The 20,807-nt window shown below is 62.7% G+C and carries 20 protein-coding genes; 8 read left to right on the top strand and 12 right to left on the bottom strand.

Features of this window, described 5'->3' with window-relative positions; translation table 11 throughout:
- The first annotated feature begins 1 nt into the window (after nucleotide 1).
- Nucleotides 2-1,186, top strand: a complete 1,185-nt coding sequence (locus tag M2360_RS12090; RefSeq protein WP_280775384.1) for a benzoate/H(+) symporter BenE family transporter — start codon at nucleotides 2-4, stop codon at nucleotides 1,184-1,186.
- 19 nt (nucleotides 1,187-1,205) lie between these two features.
- Here the strand turns inward: M2360_RS12090 and M2360_RS12085 are convergent, their stop codons facing one another.
- Entirely contained in the window at nucleotides 1,206-1,679 is a 474-nt protein-coding gene (locus M2360_RS12085) for a hypothetical protein (protein ID WP_280775383.1), read from the bottom strand.
- 113 nt (nucleotides 1,680-1,792) lie between these two features.
- On the opposite strand from M2360_RS12085, the gene M2360_RS12080 reads away from it, so the two are divergent.
- The 4 genes from M2360_RS12080 (at nucleotide 1,793) to leuA (ending at nucleotide 6,199) form a co-directional block, all read left to right on the top strand.
- Complete coding sequence (locus M2360_RS12080) at nucleotides 1,793-2,137, top strand: PepSY domain-containing protein (protein WP_280775382.1); 345 nt, start codon at nucleotides 1,793-1,795, stop codon at nucleotides 2,135-2,137.
- Nucleotides 2,137-2,799: a response regulator transcription factor gene (locus M2360_RS12075; RefSeq protein WP_280775381.1), complete on the top strand. Its 663-nt coding sequence runs from the start codon at nucleotides 2,137-2,139 to the stop codon at nucleotides 2,797-2,799. Before M2360_RS12080 ends, M2360_RS12075 begins: the two co-directional genes overlap by 1 nt.
- Nucleotides 2,796-4,145 (top strand): HAMP domain-containing sensor histidine kinase, encoded by a 1,350-nt coding sequence (locus M2360_RS12070; RefSeq protein WP_280775380.1) that lies wholly within the window; start codon nucleotides 2,796-2,798, stop codon nucleotides 4,143-4,145. Before M2360_RS12075 ends, M2360_RS12070 begins: the two co-directional genes overlap by 4 nt.
- A gap of 341 nt (nucleotides 4,146-4,486) precedes the next feature.
- Nucleotides 4,487-6,199 carry a 2-isopropylmalate synthase gene (gene leuA, locus M2360_RS12065; RefSeq protein ID WP_280775379.1) on the top strand — a complete coding sequence of 571 codons (1,713 nt, stop codon included), beginning with the start codon at nucleotides 4,487-4,489 and terminating at the stop codon, nucleotides 6,197-6,199.
- Between the two features lie 12 nt (nucleotides 6,200-6,211).
- On the opposite strand, the gene M2360_RS12060 is transcribed toward leuA, so the two are convergent.
- The 5 genes from M2360_RS12060 to M2360_RS12040 all read right to left on the bottom strand — a co-directional run bounded on the left by M2360_RS12060 (nucleotide 6,212) and on the right by M2360_RS12040 (nucleotide 9,836).
- Nucleotides 6,212-7,084: a CHAD domain-containing protein gene (locus M2360_RS12060; RefSeq protein ID WP_280775378.1), complete on the bottom strand. Its 873-nt coding sequence runs from the start codon at nucleotides 7,082-7,084 to the stop codon at nucleotides 6,212-6,214.
- Nucleotides 7,047-7,559, bottom strand: coding sequence for a CYTH domain-containing protein (locus tag M2360_RS12055; RefSeq protein ID WP_280775471.1), 513 nt, complete (start codon nucleotides 7,557-7,559; stop codon nucleotides 7,047-7,049). The genes M2360_RS12060 and M2360_RS12055 overlap by 38 nt, the downstream gene beginning before the upstream one ends.
- Nucleotides 7,560-7,649: 90 nt before the next feature.
- Complete coding sequence (locus M2360_RS12050; protein ID WP_280775377.1) at nucleotides 7,650-8,564, bottom strand: hypothetical protein; 915 nt, start codon at nucleotides 8,562-8,564, stop codon at nucleotides 7,650-7,652.
- A gap of 1 nt (nucleotide 8,565) precedes the next feature.
- Nucleotides 8,566-9,084 carry an RNA polymerase sigma factor gene (locus tag M2360_RS12045; protein WP_280775376.1) on the bottom strand — a complete coding sequence of 173 codons (519 nt, stop codon included), beginning with the start codon at nucleotides 9,082-9,084 and terminating at the stop codon, nucleotides 8,566-8,568.
- 188 nt (nucleotides 9,085-9,272) lie between these two features.
- Entirely contained in the window at nucleotides 9,273-9,836 is a 564-nt protein-coding gene (locus tag M2360_RS12040; protein WP_280775470.1) for a hypothetical protein, read from the bottom strand.
- A 169-nt stretch (nucleotides 9,837-10,005) separates the two neighbouring features.
- Here M2360_RS12040 and M2360_RS12035 point away from each other — a divergent pair, with 169 nt between their 5' ends.
- Entirely contained in the window at nucleotides 10,006-10,695 is a 690-nt protein-coding gene (locus M2360_RS12035) for a CerR family C-terminal domain-containing protein (protein WP_280775375.1), read from the top strand.
- 8 nt (nucleotides 10,696-10,703) lie between these two features.
- Here the strand turns inward: M2360_RS12035 and M2360_RS12030 are convergent, their stop codons facing one another.
- Nucleotides 10,704-11,636 (bottom strand): metallophosphoesterase, encoded by a 933-nt coding sequence (locus M2360_RS12030; RefSeq protein ID WP_280775374.1) that lies wholly within the window; start codon nucleotides 11,634-11,636, stop codon nucleotides 10,704-10,706.
- Between the two features lie 68 nt (nucleotides 11,637-11,704).
- On the opposite strand from M2360_RS12030, the gene M2360_RS12025 reads away from it, so the two are divergent.
- A complete protein-coding gene (locus M2360_RS12025) occupies nucleotides 11,705-12,169 on the top strand; it encodes an NUDIX domain-containing protein (RefSeq protein ID WP_280775469.1) in 465 nt (154 codons plus the stop codon).
- Here the strand turns inward: M2360_RS12025 and M2360_RS12020 are convergent, their stop codons facing one another.
- Complete coding sequence (locus M2360_RS12020) at nucleotides 12,170-13,123, bottom strand: glutathione S-transferase family protein (RefSeq protein ID WP_280775373.1); 954 nt, start codon at nucleotides 13,121-13,123, stop codon at nucleotides 12,170-12,172.
- Nucleotides 13,124-13,376: 253 nt separating this feature from the next.
- Between M2360_RS12020 and M2360_RS12015 the strand changes: the two genes are divergently transcribed.
- Nucleotides 13,377-13,880, top strand: coding sequence for an N-acetyltransferase (locus tag M2360_RS12015; RefSeq protein ID WP_280775372.1), 504 nt, complete (start codon nucleotides 13,377-13,379; stop codon nucleotides 13,878-13,880).
- Between the two features lie 8 nt (nucleotides 13,881-13,888).
- On the opposite strand, the gene M2360_RS12010 is transcribed toward M2360_RS12015, so the two are convergent.
- Genes M2360_RS12010 through M2360_RS11995 form a run of 4 tightly spaced genes read right to left on the bottom strand, consistent with a single transcriptional unit; the run spans nucleotide 13,889 to nucleotide 20,706 of the window.
- Entirely contained in the window at nucleotides 13,889-15,958 is a 2,070-nt protein-coding gene (locus M2360_RS12010) for a hypothetical protein (RefSeq protein WP_280775371.1), read from the bottom strand.
- Entirely contained in the window at nucleotides 15,958-18,741 is a 2,784-nt protein-coding gene (locus M2360_RS12005; protein ID WP_280775370.1) for a DUF4159 domain-containing protein, read from the bottom strand. The genes M2360_RS12010 and M2360_RS12005 overlap by 1 nt, the downstream gene beginning before the upstream one ends.
- Nucleotides 18,741-19,661, bottom strand: a complete 921-nt coding sequence (locus tag M2360_RS12000; RefSeq protein WP_280775369.1) for a DUF58 domain-containing protein — start codon at nucleotides 19,659-19,661, stop codon at nucleotides 18,741-18,743. The genes M2360_RS12005 and M2360_RS12000 overlap by 1 nt, the downstream gene beginning before the upstream one ends.
- A gap of 31 nt (nucleotides 19,662-19,692) precedes the next feature.
- Nucleotides 19,693-20,706 (bottom strand): MoxR family ATPase, encoded by a 1,014-nt coding sequence (locus M2360_RS11995; protein WP_280775368.1) that lies wholly within the window; start codon nucleotides 20,704-20,706, stop codon nucleotides 19,693-19,695.
- Nucleotides 20,707-20,807: the final 101 nt, after the last annotated feature.

Genomic DNA, 20,807 nt, shown 5'->3' with positions numbered 1-20,807 from the left:
CATGTTGAAGGAATTTTCGCCCCAAAGCCTCGTGATGGGGCTTCTCGTCGCATTTGTCGGTTTTGCCAGTTCCTTTGCCGTCGTGGTTCATGGCGCTGTCGTCGCAGGCGCAACGGAAGCGCAGGCGACCTCAGGGCTGATGGCGCTGTCAATCGCCATGGGCCTGTGCGGGATCATCCTCAGCGCCTGGAAGCGGATGCCGATCTCGGTGGCATGGTCCACCCCGGGCGCCGCCTTTCTCGCAACGCTTTCCGGCATCGACGGCGGCTTCCCGGTGGCCGTTGGCGCCTTCATCGTCTCAAGCCTGCTGATCATCGTTGCGGGTCTGTTCAAACCGCTCGGACGGCTCGTCGCCTCCATTCCGGCGGCATTGGCGAGCGCCATGCTGGCCGGCGTGCTCGTGACTCTCTGCTTTGCGCCGATCAAGGCGATCGGCTTCGATCCTGCGCTTGGCGCCCCTTTGGTGATTGCCTTTTTCCTTGGCGGCATGGTCAACCGGCTGCTGGCGGTGCCGGCCGCGCTCGTCGCTTTCGCCGCCGTGGTCGCCTTCGGCGTCGAGATCCCCGATGGCGCTTTCGCCGGGGTCGGCGAGGCGCTGTGGCCAAGGCCGGAATGGGTGACGCCCGAGTTTACGCTGGCGGGCCTCGTCTCAATCGCGCTGCCGCTGTTTATAATCACCATGGCGTCGCAGAATATTCCGGGCATCACTGTGTTGAAGGTCAACGGCTATGAGCCGCCGCCCGGGCCGCTCTTCACCATGACCGGCGTGTTTTCGTTGCTGGCCGCGCCGTTTGGCGGCGTCGCCGTCAATCTCGCGGCGATCACAGCGGCCATGTGCGCAGGCCCCGACGCCCATGCCGATCCGGCTAGGCGCTACTGGGCGGGCATCATCGCCGGCGTCTTCTATGTCATTCTCGGATTGACGGCTGGCGGCGTCACGGCCTTCGTGGCGCTTGCGCCGAAGATCCTCATTGAGGCGGTGGCCGGTCTCGCGCTGCTCGCGGCCTTTTCTGGCTCGGCTGTCTCGGCCTTCAAGGAGGCTGAAACGCGGGAGGCCGCCGCGGTGACCTTCGTCACCACGGCGTCTGGCGTCTCCTTCGCCGGGGTCTCCGGAGCGTTCTGGGGATTGCTGGCGGGCGGCGCGGTCATGGTGCTTGGCGCGCTCATGCGTCGCCTGCGCGGCTAAGGCCCGCCCGTCCGTCCGATCAGATGAAGTCGAAGTCTGAGGCCTTGAGGTCGGAAAGGCGCGTTTCGTCGAAGCGTAGTTCGTGACGGCCGAAATCGAACACCAGGTCTTCGCCGCCATCGGTGGTGCGCGCCAGCGCCTTCAATTCGCTGAAATTGTCGACGCCGAGATCGCTCTCGATCCGCACCGTGTCATTGGAGGCGAAATCGTCGATTTCGGTGACGCCCTGCTTGAAGATGAAGATATCGGCGCCTGCGCCGCCTTCGAGGTCGTTGTTTCCAGCGCCGCCATCGAGAATATCGGCGCCCGATCCGCCTTCGAGATCGTCGTTTCCGGCTCCGCCATAGAGCTTGTCATTGCCGGAGCCGCCTTCGAGATCGTCATGGCCGGCGAAGCCATAGAGGATGTCGTTGCCGCCGCGGCCTTCGATATCATCGCCATTGGCGGTGCCGTCGAGGCGGTTGTTGCGGTCGTTTCCATAAATTCGCGCCATGTCGCGTCTCCTTGTTTCGGTGTGTGACGATGGCCTTTTCGCACAGGCCGACTTTTGCTTTGCTGACAGCGGATGTCAGTGAAATGTAAGTTTCGCCGTGATAGAGCCTGTCCATGACACGTTTCCGCGCCCAGATCCTGCTTGCATCCTCCGCCATCGCGCTTGCCATGGGTGCTACGACGCTTGCCGCCAATCCCGAGGAAACTCCGGCGACGCCGCAAACTCCGCTGCAGCATGACGATGCGCGTCGCGCTCTCCAATCCGGTCTGGTGCGCCCGCTTGAGGACATTCTCGCCGAAATGCGCAAGAGCTTTCCGGGCGAAGTGATCGAGATCGAATTCGAGCAGGACGATGGCCGCTATATCTATGAGATTGAGATGATCCGCCCTGACGGCAGGGTGATCGAGGTGAAGATGGACGCCAAGACCATGGCGGTCATCGCGGTGGAAGACGACTGATGCGGTTGTTGCTTGTCGAGGACGATCGCAAGATCGGGGCGGATATCGCCTCGGCTCTGACCCAGGCGGGCTATACGGTGGAAATCTGCGCCGATGGCGAAGAGGCCTGGTTCCTGGGCGATACGGAAGACTATGATCTGATCATCCTTGATATCGGCCTGCCTAAGCTCGACGGTCTGACCATTATCAAGCGCTGGCGGCAGAACGACCGGCATATGCCGGTGATGATGCTGACGGCGCGGGCGAGCTGGGCCGAGCGCGTCGAGGGCATCGACGCCGGCGCCGACGACTATCTGCCGAAACCCTTCCAGTTCGAGGAACTGATCGCCCGGGTGCGGGCCTTGATCCGTCGCTCGGTCGGCATCGGCTCCGCCGTACTGTCGATCGGTCCGCTCAGCATCGATCCGCGCAGCATGCGCGTCAGCCTCAACGGCGCGCCGCTGGCGCTGACACCGCTCGAATACCGGCTCATCAGCTATCTCGGCCACCATCGCGGCCGCGTGGTGCCGCCCACTGAGCTACAAAGCCATCTCTATGGCGACGATTTTTCGCGCGACGCCAATGCGCTTGAAGTGCTGATCACCCGTCTTCGCCGCAAGCTCGGTGCGGATCTGATCGGTAACCGTCGCGGTTTCGGTTATTATATCGGCGAAGAGCCATGAGCGCGGCCAAACGCGGTGGTTCCTTGCGATTGCGGCTGGCGGTCGCTGGGCTCGCGCTGCTCGCGATCGCCTGCGTGATGAGCTTTTTCGGCCTGTCCTATCTTTTCGAACGGCATGTCGAGCGGCGCGTCGCGACCGAACTCGAGCTGCATCTCGGCCAGATCATCGCCAAGCTCGACCGGGATGGGGAGGGAAGGCTGCGGCTTCTCGCCGATCCTGTCGATCCTCGCTTCACCAAGCCGCTCTCCGGGCTTTATTGGCAGATCGAGAGCAAGGGGGAGATTGTTCGCTCGCGTTCGCTCTGGGATGGAGCGCTCGAAACGCCGGCGTTGGAACCAGGCTCGCCGGTGATACGAGACGCCACCGGTCCGGCCGGTCGTCGTCTGTTCATGGCGGCGCGCGAAATTGTCGGCGGCGAGCGTCTGGGGCCTGATCCTGTGCTGGTCGCCGTGGCCATCGATCGCGCCGATATCGATGCGGCGACGCAGGAATTTCGCGCCGACATGGCGCCCTTTCTGGCGCTGCTCGCCGCCTTGCTGATGGTCGCCAATCTCATCCAGATCCAGCTTGGCCTTTTGCCTCTGTCAGCAGTGCGGCGTAAGGTTGCGGAGATCCGCGCCGGGCTCGCCCAACGCATGGGGGCGGCTTACCCGCTGGAAATCCAGCCTCTTACCGAAGAGGTCGACGAACTCCTGGCGTCGCGCGAGGCGCAGCTTGTGAAGGCGCGCAGTCAGGCCGCCGATCTCGCCCATGGTCTCAAGACGCCGCTGCAGGCGCTGGCCGGCGATGTGGCGCGGCTGCGCGCCGAAGGCCGGGGTCAACTTGCCGACGAGATCGAGCTGTCGATCGCCGCCATGCGCCGCCATGTCGATCATCAACTCGCGCGCGCGCGGCTTGCCGATCGCGGGCAGGCGCGGCCGGTTTCAGTGCTTGGCGTCGCCAACCGGGTCATCGCCGTGCTCGAACGCACGCCGCGCGGCCAGCTCCTCGACTGGATGATCGAGGTCGAAGAGAAAGACCGCGCTCGGATAGAGGCCGAGGATCTCGCGGAACTCCTCGGCAATCTGCTCGAAAACGCCACGCGCTACGCTCGGGATGGAATCAAGATTTCAACGCGCCGCGAGGGCGACTTGCTGGCGCTCGATATACGCGATGACGGGCCCGGCATTCCGGCGGAACGTCTGGCGGACGTCGTCGATCGTGGCGGGCGGCTCGACACGACAAGCGGCGGCGCAGGGCTGGGACTGGCGATTGTTGGCGATATCGTCGCTGCCAACAAAGGCGAAATTGCATTTGCGAATGCTGAGCCCGGGCTTCTGGTCACGGTGCGGCTGCCGGCAGGCTGAACGCAAATTTGGCGCAAGCGGGCTTGCGCCGCTCCAATGCCGTGCTATAACCGCCGCCATGATGAACGCAGCGACCAGAAACACGATCAGCGCACACGGCATTTTTGCCGCGCGGTCCTGTGTGTCGCTCTCCTCGCTTCTTCTCCTTAAGCTTATCCGCGGTTGCCGGGTCCTTTGAGGAGCGCCCGGCGGCCGGGTCAAAGCCGTTTGGGCTGAAACGCTCCTCGCTAAAAATCCGAAAATCCGAATTTTTCCGGTTGTCCGGCTGATTTTGCTGTCGTCAAGCGCTTGCAAAGACAGTATCAGGCGACGAGCCAACCGGCTAAGGCGAAGAGACAGACATGATCACCAAGCAGCACAGCATCAAGCACGGCATGCCCGAGGCGCCGATCAAGTATCAACCCTATCCGCAGGTCAACCTGACTGACCGGACCTGGCCGTCCAAGACCATCACCACCCCGCCGATCTGGTGCTCGGTCGACCTGCGCGACGGCAATCAGTCGCTGGTCAATCCGATGGGCCATGACCGCAAGGCCCGGATGTTCCAACTGCTGCTCGATATGGGTTTCAAGGAAATCGAGATCGGGTTCCCCTCGGCCTCGCAGACCGATTTCGATTTCGCCCGCTGGTGCGTGGAAGAGGGCGGCGTGCCGGCCGATGTGTCGCTGCAGGTTCTGGTGCAGTGCCGGCCGGAGCTGATCACCCGCACGTTCGACGCTTTGAAAGGCGCGCATCAGCCGATCATCCATTTCTACAATTCGACGTCGGAATTGCAGCGCCGCGTGGTGTTCGGCAAGGATGTCCATGGCATCAAGCAGATCGCCGTCGACGCCGCCAAGATGATCACCGACATGGCGGCGAAGGCCGGCGGCGGCTATCGCTTCGAATATTCGCCGGAAAGCTTCACCGGCACTGAGCTCGACGTGGCCTTGGAGATCTCCAACGCCGTCATCGAGGTGATCAAGCCGACGCCTGACAACAAGCTGATCCTCAACCTGCCGTCCACCGTGGAAATGGCGACGCCCAACATCTATGCCGACCAGATCGAGTGGATGTGCCGCAACATCGACAATCGCGAAAACGTCATCATCTCCCTGCATCCGCACAATGACCGCGGCACCGGCATCGCCGCGACAGAACTCGGCCTGATGGCCGGCGCCGACCGCGTCGAAGGCACGCTGTTTGGCAATGGCGAGCGCACCGGCAATGTCGACGTGGTCACGCTGGCGCTGAACATGTTCACCCAGGGCGTCGATCCCGGCCTGGATTGCTCGGATATCGAGCGCATCAAGGCCGTCTATGAATATTCTAACGAGATGGTCATTCCCGAGCGCCATCCTTATGTCGGCGAACTGGTCTACACCGCGTTCTCCGGCTCGCATCAGGATGCGATCAACAAGGGTATGAAGGCGATCAAGCAGGCCAACAAGCCGGTCTGGGAAGTGCCCTATCTGCCCATCGATCCGCAGGATGTCGGCCGCAGCTATGAGGCGATCATCCGCATCAATTCGCAGTCCGGCAAGGGCGGCATCGCCTATATCATGCAGGAAGATTACGGCATCAACCTGCCGCGCAACCTGCAGGTCGAGTTCCGCAACGACATCCAGCGCATCACCGACGAGGAAGGCAAGGAACTGCCCTCCAAGGCGATCCATGCCCGCTTCATGGAGCGCTATGTCGAGCAGCCGGGCGCCCGCTTCAAATTCGTCGATCACCACACCTATCCCGACACTGCGGTGAAGGGACAGCGCATTCTCGCCGCCGAAATCATCGACAAGGGCGAGACCAAGCGGATCGAAGGCAAGGGCACCGGCCCGATCGACGGGTTCATGAACGCCATGTCGATCTATCTCGGCGTCGATCTCTCGGTGAACGACTATTCAGAACATTCGCTGCAGCATGGCTCCAACGCCGCAGCCATCGCCTATGTCGAAATGGCGACGCCCAACGGCAAGGTCTGGGGCGCGGGCGTCAACACCAATATCGTCGGCGCGTCGCTCGAAGCGATCATGTCGGCCATCAACCGCATGCTGGAGGATCAGGCCAAAGCCTGATCTTCATAGCGCTCAGGCGTTCCTGATCAGGAGGCGGATGATGTCCGCCTCCTTTTTGCTGTCATGGTGGAAGAGATCGTGGGCGAGCGTCAGCGCCTCGCGATGCAGGCGCATCCTTTCGCTCTCCATCGCCGCTGTGAGCGTAATCCTGTCGCGATCGTCGAAATCCGGCAACTGCGCGACTTCGGCCTGCAAACGCCCGAAATCGCGCGCCTGGCCGAGCATGTCGACCATCTGTTTGGCGCTGGCCTGTATGGCGATCAGGCCCGACGGCCAGATCTTTCGAAGCAGGGAAGCCTGCATCCATCGATCCTGGCCGCGTTTGCGGAGATCGTGAAAATCTTCCTCCCGCGACTCGGCCATGCAGCGCTCCAGCGCCGTGGCGGCGCGCTTGCCGGTCCGCCGCCAGCCGCGCGCCATATGCAGAGAGAGTTTTCCTCGACCATCCGGCAGGTCCAGATCGCCAAGGGTGCGGCTAGCATCGCTGAGACGAACCGCAGCCAGGGCGGTGATGTCTGAGGGATCGGCGGACAGATTGGTCGGCCGCGCCTTGAAGCTTTCGGCCAGACGATCGGCGGCGGGGCCGGGGATCACGGCGGCCAGATGCGCCGCGGCCTCCTGCAACGCGGCCTGGTCGCGCAAGGAGGACAGTTCGGTGGAGATGGCGCGAAGCAGGGTGTTGAGGTGTTTGGCGCCTTCCGCATCCGCCGAGCGGATCAGTCGCAACAGAGATCTGCAATGTTTGATAGCCTTGCGGGAGGAATGAACCGCTGCATCGAGCCCGTCCGGTTGTCGGCGCAGCGCATCCTGAGCGCCACTGATCTTTTCTTCCGCGATGCGGAGAATGTCAGACCGCGGCGGATCGCTCCAGTTTATCCTGAACAAGTTGCTTCCAGTCCTTTCCTAGGCTGCCTTCGGCGATGGCGCGGTTGGAGAAGCGCCGGTCGTCGCTGACCTCAATTCCTACCCAAGGCGGCAGTGGCGGCTTGTCTTTCTCGCTCTTCATTTCGACTTCCGCCACGATCAGACCTGCGAAAGCGCCTTCATAGACATCCACCTCCCAGACGAAGCCCTTGAAAGGAACTTCATACCGAGTCTTCACGATCGCCGATCCGTTGGCGAGTTGCAGCATCTCGCGGGCGTCGCTCATCGGGATTTCATATTCAAATTCGTGACGCGAGAATGTGTCGCAGTCTATCTTGACGGTAAGGCGGGCCCTTTTGCCGTCAATGAGGCGAACTCTCACCGAGCGGTCTGGCTCGGACAAGATGATCGCCTGACGCATCTTCTTGCCGCCATCGGCGTTCTTGCGCCATTCGTCGGAGTCGATGAGAAATTTGCGCTCGATTTCCTTGGGCATGCACCTATCCCCCGGCAGACGAGTTGCCGACGGGATGTTAATGCCTAACGCAACGTTTGGCTTCATCAAATACCGACGAATCCTAAAAATTTATCGGACGGCGGCGTCGACCTCTTCGGCCAGGCGATCGGGATTTGCGATGGCCGCAGGCGCCGCCACGAACCAGGAAAGACCGTCGCGCATGCCGGCCAGCAGCGTTACGCCGCTTTCGGAGAGTCGCGCCGGATCTGTCCTTCCTTCGCTGAAATAGACGCCGACCCGATGCTCGCCGGCATCGCGATAATAGAGAGCCGCGGCCGGTTTTCCGGAAATGACGACCAGACGACCACCCTCGAAAGTCAAGCCGTCGGCGCTGAGATCGGGAATGTCGAAGGCGACATGGGCGCTGTCCCTTAGCCAATCGGTCAGCACATCGAGTTCGGTGGCGGGGATCTCGGCCGCCCGGCTCTTCTGCGCCGCATACACGGCGTGCACTGCCAGCACGTCGCGCGCGGCAGCGAGTTTTCCGTTCTGGGCGGACCCGCTTGCTCCAATCGTGAAACTGCGCGTCTGGCCGCCGCTGGAAATTGTCGTAGGGGCTTTCGCTGCGCTCGGGGCCTCGGCGATGATTGCCTCTGGCGCCACGGGCTGGCGGCCGATCGTATAGCCGGCATAGCCGCCGCCGAGCAGCAAGAGCGCCGAGGCCGCGACCGCCCGAGGCGCCTGGCCGAACAACCAGCCGCGGCCTGCGCGGGCCATCAGCGGCGCCGAGGGTTGGCTGGTCTCGGACTGGCCGGCGGCCTCTTTGATGGCGCGGGCGAGATGCAGCGGGGCGGGCTCGCGCAAAAGCGCGTCGAACAGATCGTCGCCATGGGCGGAGCCTGCCTTCAACTGCTCAAGGAGGGCGCGGGCGTCCGCGTCCGTGGCGAGGCGCGCTTCGATTTTTTCGGCGTCAGCCGCGTCAAGTTCGCCGTCGATATAGGCTGACAACAGTATGTCGAGCGGCAGTTCCTCGAGGTTATCCATCTCAGGCCCTCGCTTCCTGTGCGCCTTCGAGCATCGCGGCAAGCCGAAGACGCGCGGTCGAAAGCCGGCTCATCACCGTGCCGATGGGAATGCCGAGAATATCGGCTGCTTCGCGATAGGAATGGCCTTCGACATTGACGAGCAGGAAAACCGAAGACAAGCCTTCCGGCATGGACAGGATCATGTGATGGACCTGCGACACATAGATCGCCTTTTCAGCGTTGGGGCCGATCACCAGTTCATCCTGTTCGCTCGCATCAACGACGCCGGCGCCAACGCGCACCTTGCGTTTCCTGACCTCATCGATCCAGAGATTGCGCGTCATCGCATAGACCCAACTGTCCAGCCGTCCCTCTCCATTCCAGAGATGGCATCTGGCGATCGCCCGCTCGCAGGCCTCCTGCACCAGATCATCCGCGTCCGATGCGTTTCGTGTGAGCGTCATGGCGAATCTCCGGAGTTTAGGCAGCAGTCCCACCAACTCCCGGCCGATACGCTCCGCCTTGGCTTGATCCCTCATGACCCCCACATCATCCTGACGTCCGCTGCGGCCCGTTTATTCGTGATATGCCCAAAAAAGGCTGACATCTCTGCGTAACATGCCAACTCCGGATATGAAACAGAATCGGCGGTTCCGCAATCGGTCGCAACAAAAAGCTCCGCGCATCCTCAACGGCGCGCGGAGCTCGTATGTTCAGGCGTCCGATGTCAGTAGGTCGACGAGCGCTTCAGCGCGTCATAGAGCGACGAATAGGCATAGGTGTCGCGGCCGCCGCGATCGCGGATTTCGACCAACTGGGCGCGAGCGGCTTCGATATTGCCCTCAAGTAGAAGACCCTGGCCATAATAGGACCGAGCCAGCAGGTAATTCGCGTCCTTGGCGAGCGCCCGGCGGTAATAGTCCATGCCGATCTCGACATTGCCTGCCTTGCGATTGGCGAAGCCGAGATAATTCAGAATGCGCGGGTCTTCCTGGTTGCGTGCGAGCTTGAGAACACGGATCGCGTTATCGTATTGGCCGGCATAGGCCATTTCGCGGGCTGCGCGGTACAATTGATCGTCGTTGAAGCCGCTTTTTTGCGGATCGACGCATTCTTTTTTCTTCTCGTCCCACACTTTGCCATTTTTGCATTCTTGAGTGGTGTTGGTGGGCTCTGGAGGCTGACCGTCGTCAGAACCCGCCGCGCGCGCTCCAGTGATTGTCGCAGAGCTGACAAGTACGGTGAGTAAGAGAGAGCAAAGGCCTTTTTTGACGAGACGTGATGGGGTCATGGCGGGCATGGGGTAAACCTCCGTTGAACACGCTCTTTCTACGTCTAACCGGGCCGCTTCGACAGTCCGTTATAAAAATTTTATCATAGCAACATAACTTTGCTTGCTAAGTAAAGCCTCCGGAGTCATATGGGAAGCATGCTAATCAATCTGGCTGGAGGCATAGACATTGCTGTTGCAGGCTGAAAACCACCGTTCGGACAAGCCGATTTCCGGAGCGGAAGTGACCCGCGTATCGCTACTCGAAGCAGCGATTCGGCTGTTTGGCGAACATGGCTACGACGCCGTCTCCACGCGCGACATCGCTGATTTCGCCGCCGCGAATATCGGGTCAATCGCCTATCATTTCGGCGGCAAGCCGGGTCTCCGCCTCGCTTGCGCCGATCACGTCATTGAACTGGTCCGCAACGAGATCGGTATGAACTTCAAGCGGCAACCGCCGCCGATGACGCCGGACGTGGCGGAAATGACGCTCGTCAACACCATGAACACCTTTATCCGTTTCTGGGTCGCCAATCCCGGCATGCGGCATGCCGTGGTGTTCATGGCGCGTGAAATGCTCAATCCCGGCGAAGTGTCCGACCTCATCTATAAGAACTGGATGCGGCCGATGCATGAGCGGTTATGCGCCATGTTTTCCGCGATCACCGGCATGGACGCCGACTCCGAGCGCCTCAAGGTCATCGTCTTCTCGATGACGGGCAGCGCCTTCCACTATCGCATCGCCATGCCGTTCGTGCAGCGGCGTCTGGAATGGGACGTGATGGGCGACAAGGAGGTCGACCGGCTCTGCGATCATCTCGTCCAGGAAGTTCGCGACTTGATCGACGCGCACAAGCCGCGCCGCCACCTGTCCTGATGGCCGTTTCAACGCCGCCGCGCGCTCCGCTTTTCGGAGTTCGCCGGCGGCGTGAGCATGGCCGAATGGGCCAGAGCGAAACCATCCGAGGCGTCGTTCAGGCGATGCTGTTCATGTCGGATCGCCCAATCGCCCGGCTCTCCCGAAATCTGGAAGAGATTATAGGCCGCCGGCGGCTTGTGGCCGCCATGGCCCTGGCTCGCTGAGGCGACGCCGACCACCGGCGTCGAAGCTCCATTGGGTCCAGGCAACCAATATAGGGTGTTGAGATGGGTATGACCATGCAACACCAGTTCGGCGCCGCCCAGATGCAGAGCCGCCGCGAAACGCCGGATGCCGATCATGCGTTTGTAATTGGCTGTGGCGCCGCGGATTGGCGGGTGATGGATCATCGCCACCCGGAAAAAGCCGTCCTCGCCCAGCTTTCGCGCCAGCGTCGCGAAGCGTCGCGCCTGTCCTGACCCGAAATAACCCGACGCCATGAAGGGCGGGGTGGCTGTGGCGGTCGAAAGGCCGATAATCGCCATCTTGCCGCGAATTCGGACATAGGGAAAGTCGTGGTCTTCCGCTCGGTCGTCCCCCGTCATCCAGGGTTTCCAGGCGGCATAGGCGCGGTTGATCGCGCCCGGCACGTAAGCGTCGTGATTGCCGGGAACGACCGACACCAGCGACGGATCGGCGAAGGAGCGCAGCCAGACCTCGGCCGCCTCGATTTCGGTGTTGGTGGCGAGATTGACGAGATCGCCGGTCATCGCGACATGATCGGGGTTCTTGTCGAGCATGTCTTCGATCAGCAGTTCCAGCGTATTGCCGAAAAGCTGCTTGCGCCGGTTGCGCTGCCAGTTCACATAACCTGTGACCCGTTTCGACAGAAGTTCCCTGAAGGACATATCGGGCAGGGGCCCGAGATGGGCGTCGGAGAAATGTGCGAGTGTCATCATCGGGTTCACGATAGGCCTCAAGGTCAAAAGGAGCAAGCGACGTGGTCGAAGACACAACCCCGGCTGAACTGAGCAGGTTCCGTTATAAGATTCTCACGCGGCTGGCCCACGCCGTCTATCCGTTTATCCAGGGCATGACCATGGGCGTCCGCGCGGCGTGTTTCGACGAACAGGGACGAATCTTTCTCGTCAAGCATTCCTACATTCCCGGTTGGCACATGCCCGGCGGAGGCGTGGCGCGCGGTGAGACGGTTGGAAAGGCGCTGGCCAAGGAATTGCGCGAAGAAGGCAATCTCGAAGCCATCACGCCGCCCGAATTGCTGCATGTGTTCTACAACAAGCGCACCTCGAAGCGTGATCACGTGGTGTTCTACCGCTGCGTCGTTCGTCAGACAGCGCCCAGGCCCAAGGATTGGGAGATCGTCGACAGCGGCTTTTTCGCACCGGATGCGCTGCCGCCGGATGTCACGTCTGCGACGCGCCGGCGGTTGCGCGAGCTCGCCGGCGAAGCGCCTTTCGACGAGCTCTGGTGATCAGTCCAGATCAAGTTTCGGACCCACAGGCACGATGCCGGTGGGATTGATGGTGCGGTGGCTGCCGTAATAATGACCCTTGATATGGGTGAAATCCACGGTGTCGCGAATGCCGGGATGAGCGTAAAGCCGCTTCAGATAGGCCTGAAGATTCGGATAATCCGCGATCCGACGCAGATTGCACTTGAAGTGGCCGACATAGACGGGATCGAAGCGGATCAGCGTGGTGAACAGCCGCCAATCGGCCTCTGTCAGCCGGTCGCCGAACAGATAGGATTTGCCATCAAGTCGCGCTTCGATCTGGTCGAGCGCTGAAAACAGCCGGTCGAAATTTTCGGAATAGGCGTCCTGGGTGGTGGCGAAACCGCATTTATAGACGCCGTTGTTGATGTTGTCGTAGACGAAGGCGTTGAGATCATCGATCTCGGCGCGGAGATCCTCGGGATAGAAATCCTGGCGGTCGCCGGTGAGATCGTCGAAAGCGGTGTTGAACATCCGGATGATTTCGGCGGATTCATTGGAGACGATGGTGTTTTCCTGCTTGTCCCACAGCACCGGCACCGTCACGCGGCCCGAATATTTGGCGTCGGCGCGGACATAGATATCGGCAAGCGTCTTGGCGCCAAACAGAGCGTCGCCGGTCGCGCCTTCGCCCTCGTCGAACACCCAGCCCTTTTCCAGCATCAGGTAATGGACGATTGAAACCGAGATGTGGGCTTCCAACTTCTTGAGCTTGCGGAACATCAGCGTGCGATGCGCCCAGGGACAGGCGAGCGACACATAGAGATGATAGCGACCGCTTTCGGCCTTGAAGCCGCCTTGGCCGGTCAGTCCGGCGGCGCCGTCTTTCGTGACGAAATTGCGGAATTGCGAGGCGGAGCGAACGAATTGCCCCTTGCTCGACTTCGTATCGTACCACACGTCATGCCAGACGCCGTCAACCAACATGCCCATCGCTGTTCTCCTGAAACCGTGTGCCCTATGTCGCAACTTCAGCCTGACATTTCGAGTGCTAAATGCTGAACGCTGCGTTTTGGCTCTTGGCGGCAGGAAATTTTCCTGCTATCCGCCCTGTCGATTATCAAATCTGGAGCCCTTACAGGCCATGACGCTGCTGCGACGACCGCGATGAAGCTGTTTATCCCGACCGGATTATCCGGACGGGGCCTTCACGCCATTGTCGACTTATTTTCGCAGCAGATCCTCCATGAAAAAGCATGACCTCGTCTATCTGACGGAAGACGCAACGCATCACGACGCCATCGAATTGATCAATGAAGAAGCCTTTGGCCCTGGCCGTTTCGTCCGGGCCGCCGCGCGCATCCGCGAGCAGGGGCCGCATGATCAGACGCTCTCCTATATCTGCGCCGATCGCGGCGAGACCATCGCCTCGGTGCGGATGACGCCTGTCATGGCCGGCGGCGTCAAGGGCCATTTGCTTGGACCGCTCGCCGTTCGTCCGTCGCACAAGAATATGGGCATCGGCCGCGAACTCGTGCGCATCGCCGTCGAGGCCGCCAAGAAAAAGGGCTCCGACGCGATCATTCTGGTCGGCGATCCGCCCTATTACATGCCGCTCGGCTTCGAGAAGGTCGCCTATGCCGCATTGACCTTTCCCGGCCCCGTCGACCCAGCCCGTGTGCTGGTCATCCCCGCCAATGCCGATATCCATGATCGGCTGAAGGGCGAGATCAAGTGGCGGGCCGGCTGAGGGTTCCTTCAGCGCCCTTCGCGCCACCAGGTCGATCCCAATGCGAGCGCCAGCAGGCCAAGGCCGAGGAAACCGGCGAATAGCGGGATTGAGGTCACGCCCTTCAGAACCGTCTCATCCGTCATGCGTATCACCATCCGGTCGGGATCGGAAATGCGCACATCGCCGCGCACGGTGAGGATCTGCGGTAGGGTCACGCCATCAGCGCCATCGTCGAGGCGCTTGACGATGCCCTTGCTGGCGGCGGCCAGGGGCGCGAGTTTCTCGGTGGTGGAGATCATTTCGCGGAACTCAGGCGCGTCGACCGCGCCGACATGCACCAGCGTCTTCAAGCCGCTATTGTCGATTTCATAGAGCCCGTTCTTGGCGGTGCGCAGCGTGGCGCGGAAAAGACCGGGCTCGTCCTCTGTCAAAACCGTCTCTTGCCGCGCGCCGTCCGGGCCGATGACCACGGCTTTGTCGACCGTTTTCTTGAGGCTCTGGCGGGTAATTTCAATCTCGCGGCCGAGCGAGCGGGCCGTCAACCGCTCTTCCTCAAGCGAGGGCTCCTTCATCAGCCAATGGGCGATGCGCCGGTAGAGATCGACATGCGGGCCGCCGCCTTCGAAGCCGCGCGCCCAGAGCCAGCCCTGATCCGACAAGAGCATCGCCACCCGACCCTGATCGACATGCGACAGAACGAGAAGAGGCGAGCCGTCGGCGCCGCTCATGACGACTTCCCCGTCCGGCGGCGTCACATTGACGGCGCGAAACCAGCGGCCCCAGCGTGGCGGCTCGATGGCCGATCCTTCGAGCCCGCGGGTGACCGGATGGCGTTTGCCGAGGTCCGATAGCCGTGGGAAGAAGGGTTTTTCCAGCATCTGACCTGTCGGCGCGGTGGGCAGGATATCGGCCAGCGGCGTATAGGCGATGGATTCCGAGCCGGCATGTTCGGGACCGGAGACGAGCAGGATCGCACCGCCCTGGCGGACATATTGGGCGATATTGTCGTAATAGAGGATCGGTAGCACGCCGCGATGCTGGTAGCGGTCGAAGATGATCAGGTCGAATTCGCTGATCTTCTCGACAAACAATTCGCGGGTCGGGAAGGCGATCAGCGACAACTCATTGATCGGCGTGCCGTCCTGCTTCTCCGGCGGCCTGAGAATGGTGAAATGCACCAGATCCACCGAGGCGTCGGATTTCAGCAGATTGCGCCATGCGCGCTCGCCGGCATGCGGCTCGCCGGAAACCAGCAGCACGCGGAGATTTTCACGGATGCCGTCGATGGTCTGAACGAGGCGATTGTTGATCGGGGTCACTTCGCCGGGAACCTCGGCGACGGCGACCTCGACGATGTTGCCGCCAGCGCGGTCGAGCTTGAAGCGAGCGGTGCGATCCTGGCCGGGAACGGCAGGGATGCGGTTGACCACTTCGCCATTGACGCTGACGGTGATGTCGGCGGGCTGGTCGATGGCGCGGCCATCGTCGATCACCCGCAGGATCATTTCCTGCTCCTGATTGACGAGACCGAAGCGCGGCGCCTTGATCACCTGGATGCGGCGATCATATTCGTCGGCCTTGCCGGTGATTAGCCCGTGTACAGGCGCGTTCACGCCGGCCAGTCGGTCGTCGGCTGGCAGGTCATGGACCTGACCATCCGTCACCGCAATCACGCCGCCAAGCCGTGAAGGCGGCACGTCTTCCAGCGCCGAGGCGATATTGCCGAACAGGCGCGTCGATGGCGTTTCCGAACCATCGTCGCTTCCGGCGTCGATCACGCGCGTCTCGATACCGGAGAAGCGGCCGAGGGCGGCGCGGAGATCGGCTACCGCTTTGTCCGTCTGCGCCTTGCGTTCACCGACATCCTGGCTCTGGCTGCGATCCGCGGCGATGGCGACGATGGTCGGCAAGGGTTCCCGCTGCTCGTCGACGAGGATCGGATTGACGAGCGCCAGCGTCAAAGCCGCGAGAGCAAGCGTTCTTAGGATCATCCCGCGTTGGCGGCGGTAGAGACCGAAGGCGGCGAGGAGGGCGGCGGAGACTCCGATCGTCGCGACCAGCCAGACAGGCAGGAAAGGTTCAAACATCAGGGTCATCACTGTCCCAACCTTTCCAGCAATGCCGGCACATGCACCTGATCGGCTTTATAATTGCCCGTCAGCATATACATCATGATGTTGACGCCGGTGCGGTAGGCCATTTCCCGCTGCGTCTCATCCGGCGGCACCAGCGGAAGAAGCGGCGCGCCCATGTTGTCGATCGCCCAGGCGCCGGCGAAATCATTGCCGGTGATCATGATGGGGGTGACGCCGTCGCCTGATCGCGCCGGACGGTTGGGATCGCTCCTGGCGTCGGGCTGCGCCTCCACCCAGAGCGGGCTGCCTGAATAGCGGCCGGGATAGGATTTCAGCAAGTAGAATGCTTTGGTCAGAACATGGTCCTGCGGCACCGGCTCAAGCGGCGGAATGTCGATGCGGGCGAGAATGGCGCGCAGCCGTTCGGTGTTGGCGCTGACGCCGCCCATGGCGGTGATCGAGGTTGCCTGGTCACGCGTGTCGAACAACACGGTTCCACCCGAGCGCATATAAGCGTCGATCCTGCTGATGGCGTTCTCCGAGGGCATCTGCGCCGAAGCGCTGACCGGCCAATAGAGGATCGGGAAAACCGACAATTCATCCTTGGCGATATCGACGCCGACCGGATCGCCGGGTTCCAGCGTGGTGCGGTAATAGAGGAAATCGGAAAGGCCGGCGAGGCCGCGTTCGGAAATCCGGTCGACCTCCGCCTCACCGGTGATCACATAGGCGAGATGCGTCTTGTCGAGCCTGCTCATCAGCACGTCGTCGCCGGGACGAACGTCATCGGCGCGCGCGGGGTCTACGCCGCCGGCAAGCCCGCCGATCACAGCGAGCGCGAAGATGGCGGCGGTCGCGGCGCGCCGTGCAAAAGCGCCGCCGAGGATCAGCATGGCCAGCGTGTCGCCGAGCGCAAGCAAGGCGGCGGCGGCGAACAGCCAGAGCTTGAGATCGAAGGCGTTGTCGCCGACAAACCCGCTTTTGACGACGGAAAAGTCCTGGGGGTAGGCGATCGGAGCGAGAATCGCGTCCGAAGAAAAGAGATTGACGGCCTCGAAGCCGTCTTCGCCGCCATAGAGCCCGGGCGGACTGTCGAAAGACGGGGTGATGGCGTTGCCCGCTTCAATCGGTTTGGCGAGACCCTTCTCCGTCGTCAACGTTCCCTCAGCCGTCAGCAGGCGATAGGGCGGCAGCACGGCCTTGCCGTCTTCGCTGCGGGCGGTGTTGCTCGAATGCGAGAGTTGGACGATCCGGCGCAGCATTTCCACGAATTCGCCCGACAGAGGCAGGTTCGACCATGAGGATTCGGCGCTGACATGGAAAAGCACGATGCGGCCGGCGCCGATGCGGCGGGCGGTGACCAGCGGAGTTCCATCCTTGAGGCTGGCCCATGTCAGGCCCGCGAGTTCCGGCGTGGGTTCGGCGAGAACCTGGCGCTTGACGAGCACGTCTTCTGGCGGCGTCAGGCCGGCGAAGGGGCTGTTTTCCGGATAATCGTCGAGCGGCAAGGGCTCGGCCCAGGACATTGAACCGCCCAGCGCGCGCTCGCCTTCGCGAAGACGCGTCGGGATCAGCGGATCATCGGCGGGCGCCGCAGCCAGGCGGGGGCCGGCGAAACGCACCAATGAGCCGCCATCGCGGATCCAATCCGCCAGCGCCTTTTCCGCAGTTGCCGGCATGCGGCCGATATCGGCCATGACGATGACCGAGGGGCGCGCCTTAATCATCGCGGGAATGGCGGCGACGAGATCGGAGCCATTGGCTTCCGACAGATTGGCGAAGGGCGACAGCGCGCGGTTGATATAATAGAGCGGCGACAGCAGCGGCTGGCTGCGATCGCCGGCTTCGCCCGAAATCAGGCCGACCGAACGGCGCTTGAAACTGTCGTCGAGCAGCCGCACCGCGCCCGCCGTATCCAGTCCGTCCACGGTGAGGCGGGCAAATTCGTTGCGCAATTCGAAGGGGGCGGTGATCTCGCCGGTCGCCTTCGCCTGACCGGCGTCGAAAGCGATGGTGGTCGCGCCCAGCACACGGCCCTGCATGTCGCGCGCCGAGATCGCCACGGTCTGCGCCGCCGATGTTTGCAGGCGAGCGGCGGACACGGTGAGCCGGTCGGCGGCGTTTTCCGCCCCGGTCACGGCGATTGCCGCAGGATTGTCCCCGCCGATCACGTCGAGCCCTGACAGACCGGCATCGCGCAAAGCGGTGAAGAATGCCGTATCGCCCGGAGCTGCAACACCATCGGCAATCAGCACAGCGCGTGCAGGCTTTTCCTGCCCGAAGCTCGCAACCAGCGCCGCTGCGGCTGCCGATCGGTCTGCCGGCAAAGGCGCAGGTCTGGCCGCCGCCAGCGCCGAAAGCGCCTCGTCGGCGCGCTTGAACGTCGCGTCCGGATTGCGGTCGGCGGTGAAGGTGAGGCTCACGGGCGCGTCGCTCTCGCCGGCGCGGCGGATGAGATTTTCGGCGGTGGCGCGGCGCTTGTCGAAATCGGTCGCACTCGCCCAGCTATTGTCGACGATCACCGCAAGGCTGCCGCTCGTCGCGCCCAGGTGGGCGTTTGGATCATAGACGGGGCCGGCGAGCGCCAGCACAAGCAGACCCGCGATCAGCATGCGCAGAGCCAGCAGCCACCAGGGCGTGGTGGCCGGGGTTTCCTCCTGCCGCTTGAGCAGCAACAGAAGGCGGAAGGGCGGAAACGCCTCGCGCGCCGGCTGCGGCGGAGTGATCCGCAGCAGCCACCAGATCGCGGGAAGCGCGATCAGGGCGGCGAGCACCAGTGGCGCGGCGAAGGCAAGGCCGGGCATCAGCGTCCTCCCCCGTGGCGGGCGCGATCCGGCTGGCCGGACAGATACATATGCACGGCGGCGAGCGCCTCGGATGCCGGGCGGCCGGTGTTATGTGCGATGAAGTTCCAGCCGAGATGCCGCAGGCCATCGCGCAGGGTCTCGCGGCGGGCGTGATAGAGCGTCTTGTATTCCTCGGCCAGCGCTTCGGAGCGGCCCGAGAGAAACTTGGCGCCTGTGGCGGGATCTGAAAATTCCACCCGACCGGCATAGGGAAAGGTTTCCTCCGCAGGATCGGAGACTTCGATGACATGGCCGCGCAGGCCCCGCCGCGACAATGGCTGCAACGCGGCGAGCACGGCTTCCGGCGGTTCGAGAAAGTCGGAAAACAGCACGATGTCGCTCGCGCCCCGGATCATCCTGGTGTCGGGCAGCGCGCCGGTGGGATCTTCATGCGCCAGCGCATAGGCCAGCCGTTCGGCGGCGTTGCGGGCGGCGATGGGCTCCATGACGCCCGGGCAGCCGATCCGTTCGCCGGAGCGGGCCATGATCTCGGCGGCGGCCAGCATCAGCACCAGCGCGCGGCTTTCCTTGGACACCATGCCGAGGTTCGACTTGTACATCATCGACGGGCTCATCGACGCCCAGAGCCAGATGGTGTGCGCCGCCTCCCATTCGCGGTCGCGAATATAGGTGTGGTCGTCGCGCGCCGAGCGCCGCCAATCGATGCGCGCCAGGCTGTCGCCTTCGACGAAGGGGCGGAACTGCCAGAAATTCTCACCCGGGCCGCGTCTCCTGCGCCCATGCCAGCCTGCGATCACCGTATTGGCGATGCGCCGGGCTTCGACGAGACAATCCGGCAGCAGGCGCGCCCGTTCGCGGGCGCGTACCAGAGCGGCGCTCGCGGGAGTCGGGGTGACGATATGGCCTATGGACGCCAAAATGCGGCTCCGCCTCTGCTGGTCGGGTTTCTCATGGCTTTAGCGGCTCCACCAGTTTGGCGATGACGTCCTTCATCGACACCCCATCGGCGCGGGCGGCGAAAGTCAACGCCATGCGGTGTTGCAGGACAGGGCCGGCAAGCGCTGCGATATCGTCGATCGAGGGCGCGAAGCGGCCTTGATAGAGCGCGCGGGCGCGGGCGGTCAGCATCAGCGCCTGGCCGGCGCGCGGGCCGGGGCCCCAGGCGATGCGGCTGTCGGTGAACTCATTGCCATGGCCTGGGCGGGCCGAACGGACGAGCTTGAGGATGGCTTCGACCACGCTTTCCGGCACTGGCATGCGGCGGATCAGCGCCTGGATTTCCAGAAGCCGCGCCGCCGTCATCACACCCTCGACATGGGCTTCGGACATGCCTGTCGTTTCGAGCAGAATGCGCCGCTCCGCCTCGAAATCGGGATATTCGACATCGATTTCCAACAGGAAGCGGTCGAGCTGGGCTTCCGGCAGCGGATAGGTGCCTTCCTGCTCCAGCGGGTTCTGCGTGGCCAGCACGTGGAAGGGATGCGGCAGGTCGTAGCGCTGGCCGGTGATGGTGACGTGATATTCCTGCATGGCCTGCAGCAGCGCTGACTGCGTGCGCGGGCTGGCGCGATTGATCTCGTCGGCCATCAGCAGTTCGGTGAAGACGGGGCCTTTGACAAAGCGGAAGGATCGCCGGCCATGCTCGTCCTGATCCATTACTTCCGAGCCGACAATGTCCGAGGGCATCAGGTCGGGGGTGAACTGGATGCGGTTGGTCGCAAGTCCAAGAACCGTGGCCAGCGTCGAGACAAGCTTGGTTTTGGCGAGACCGGGCACGCCGACGAGCAGCGCGTGTCCGCCGGAGAGCACGGCGAGCACGGTCTGCTCGATCACGCTTTCCTGGCCGAAGATCACTTTGCCGGTCTCGGCGCGAATGCGGGCGATGTCCTCCAGCGCCTGTTCAGCCTGGGCCGCGACGGCTTTTTCGTCGATGACGGCGTCCGTTGGTGTCAGTGCGCCCATGAAACCCTCCGGCGGTGGTGGCGTTGGTGGTTCGAATCGACCTATCGAAACCCCATATGTGAGATTAAGAGTGACAGTGTGGTCACAGCGTGACAAGCGCG

This window comes from Rhizobium sp. SG_E_25_P2, assembly GCF_029892285.1.
Taxonomy (GTDB): Bacteria; Pseudomonadota; Alphaproteobacteria; order Rhizobiales; family Rhizobiaceae; genus Rhizobium_E.
The sequence above is the reverse complement of the archived record's forward strand: the minus strand, read 5'-3'. Positions and strand labels throughout refer to the sequence as shown.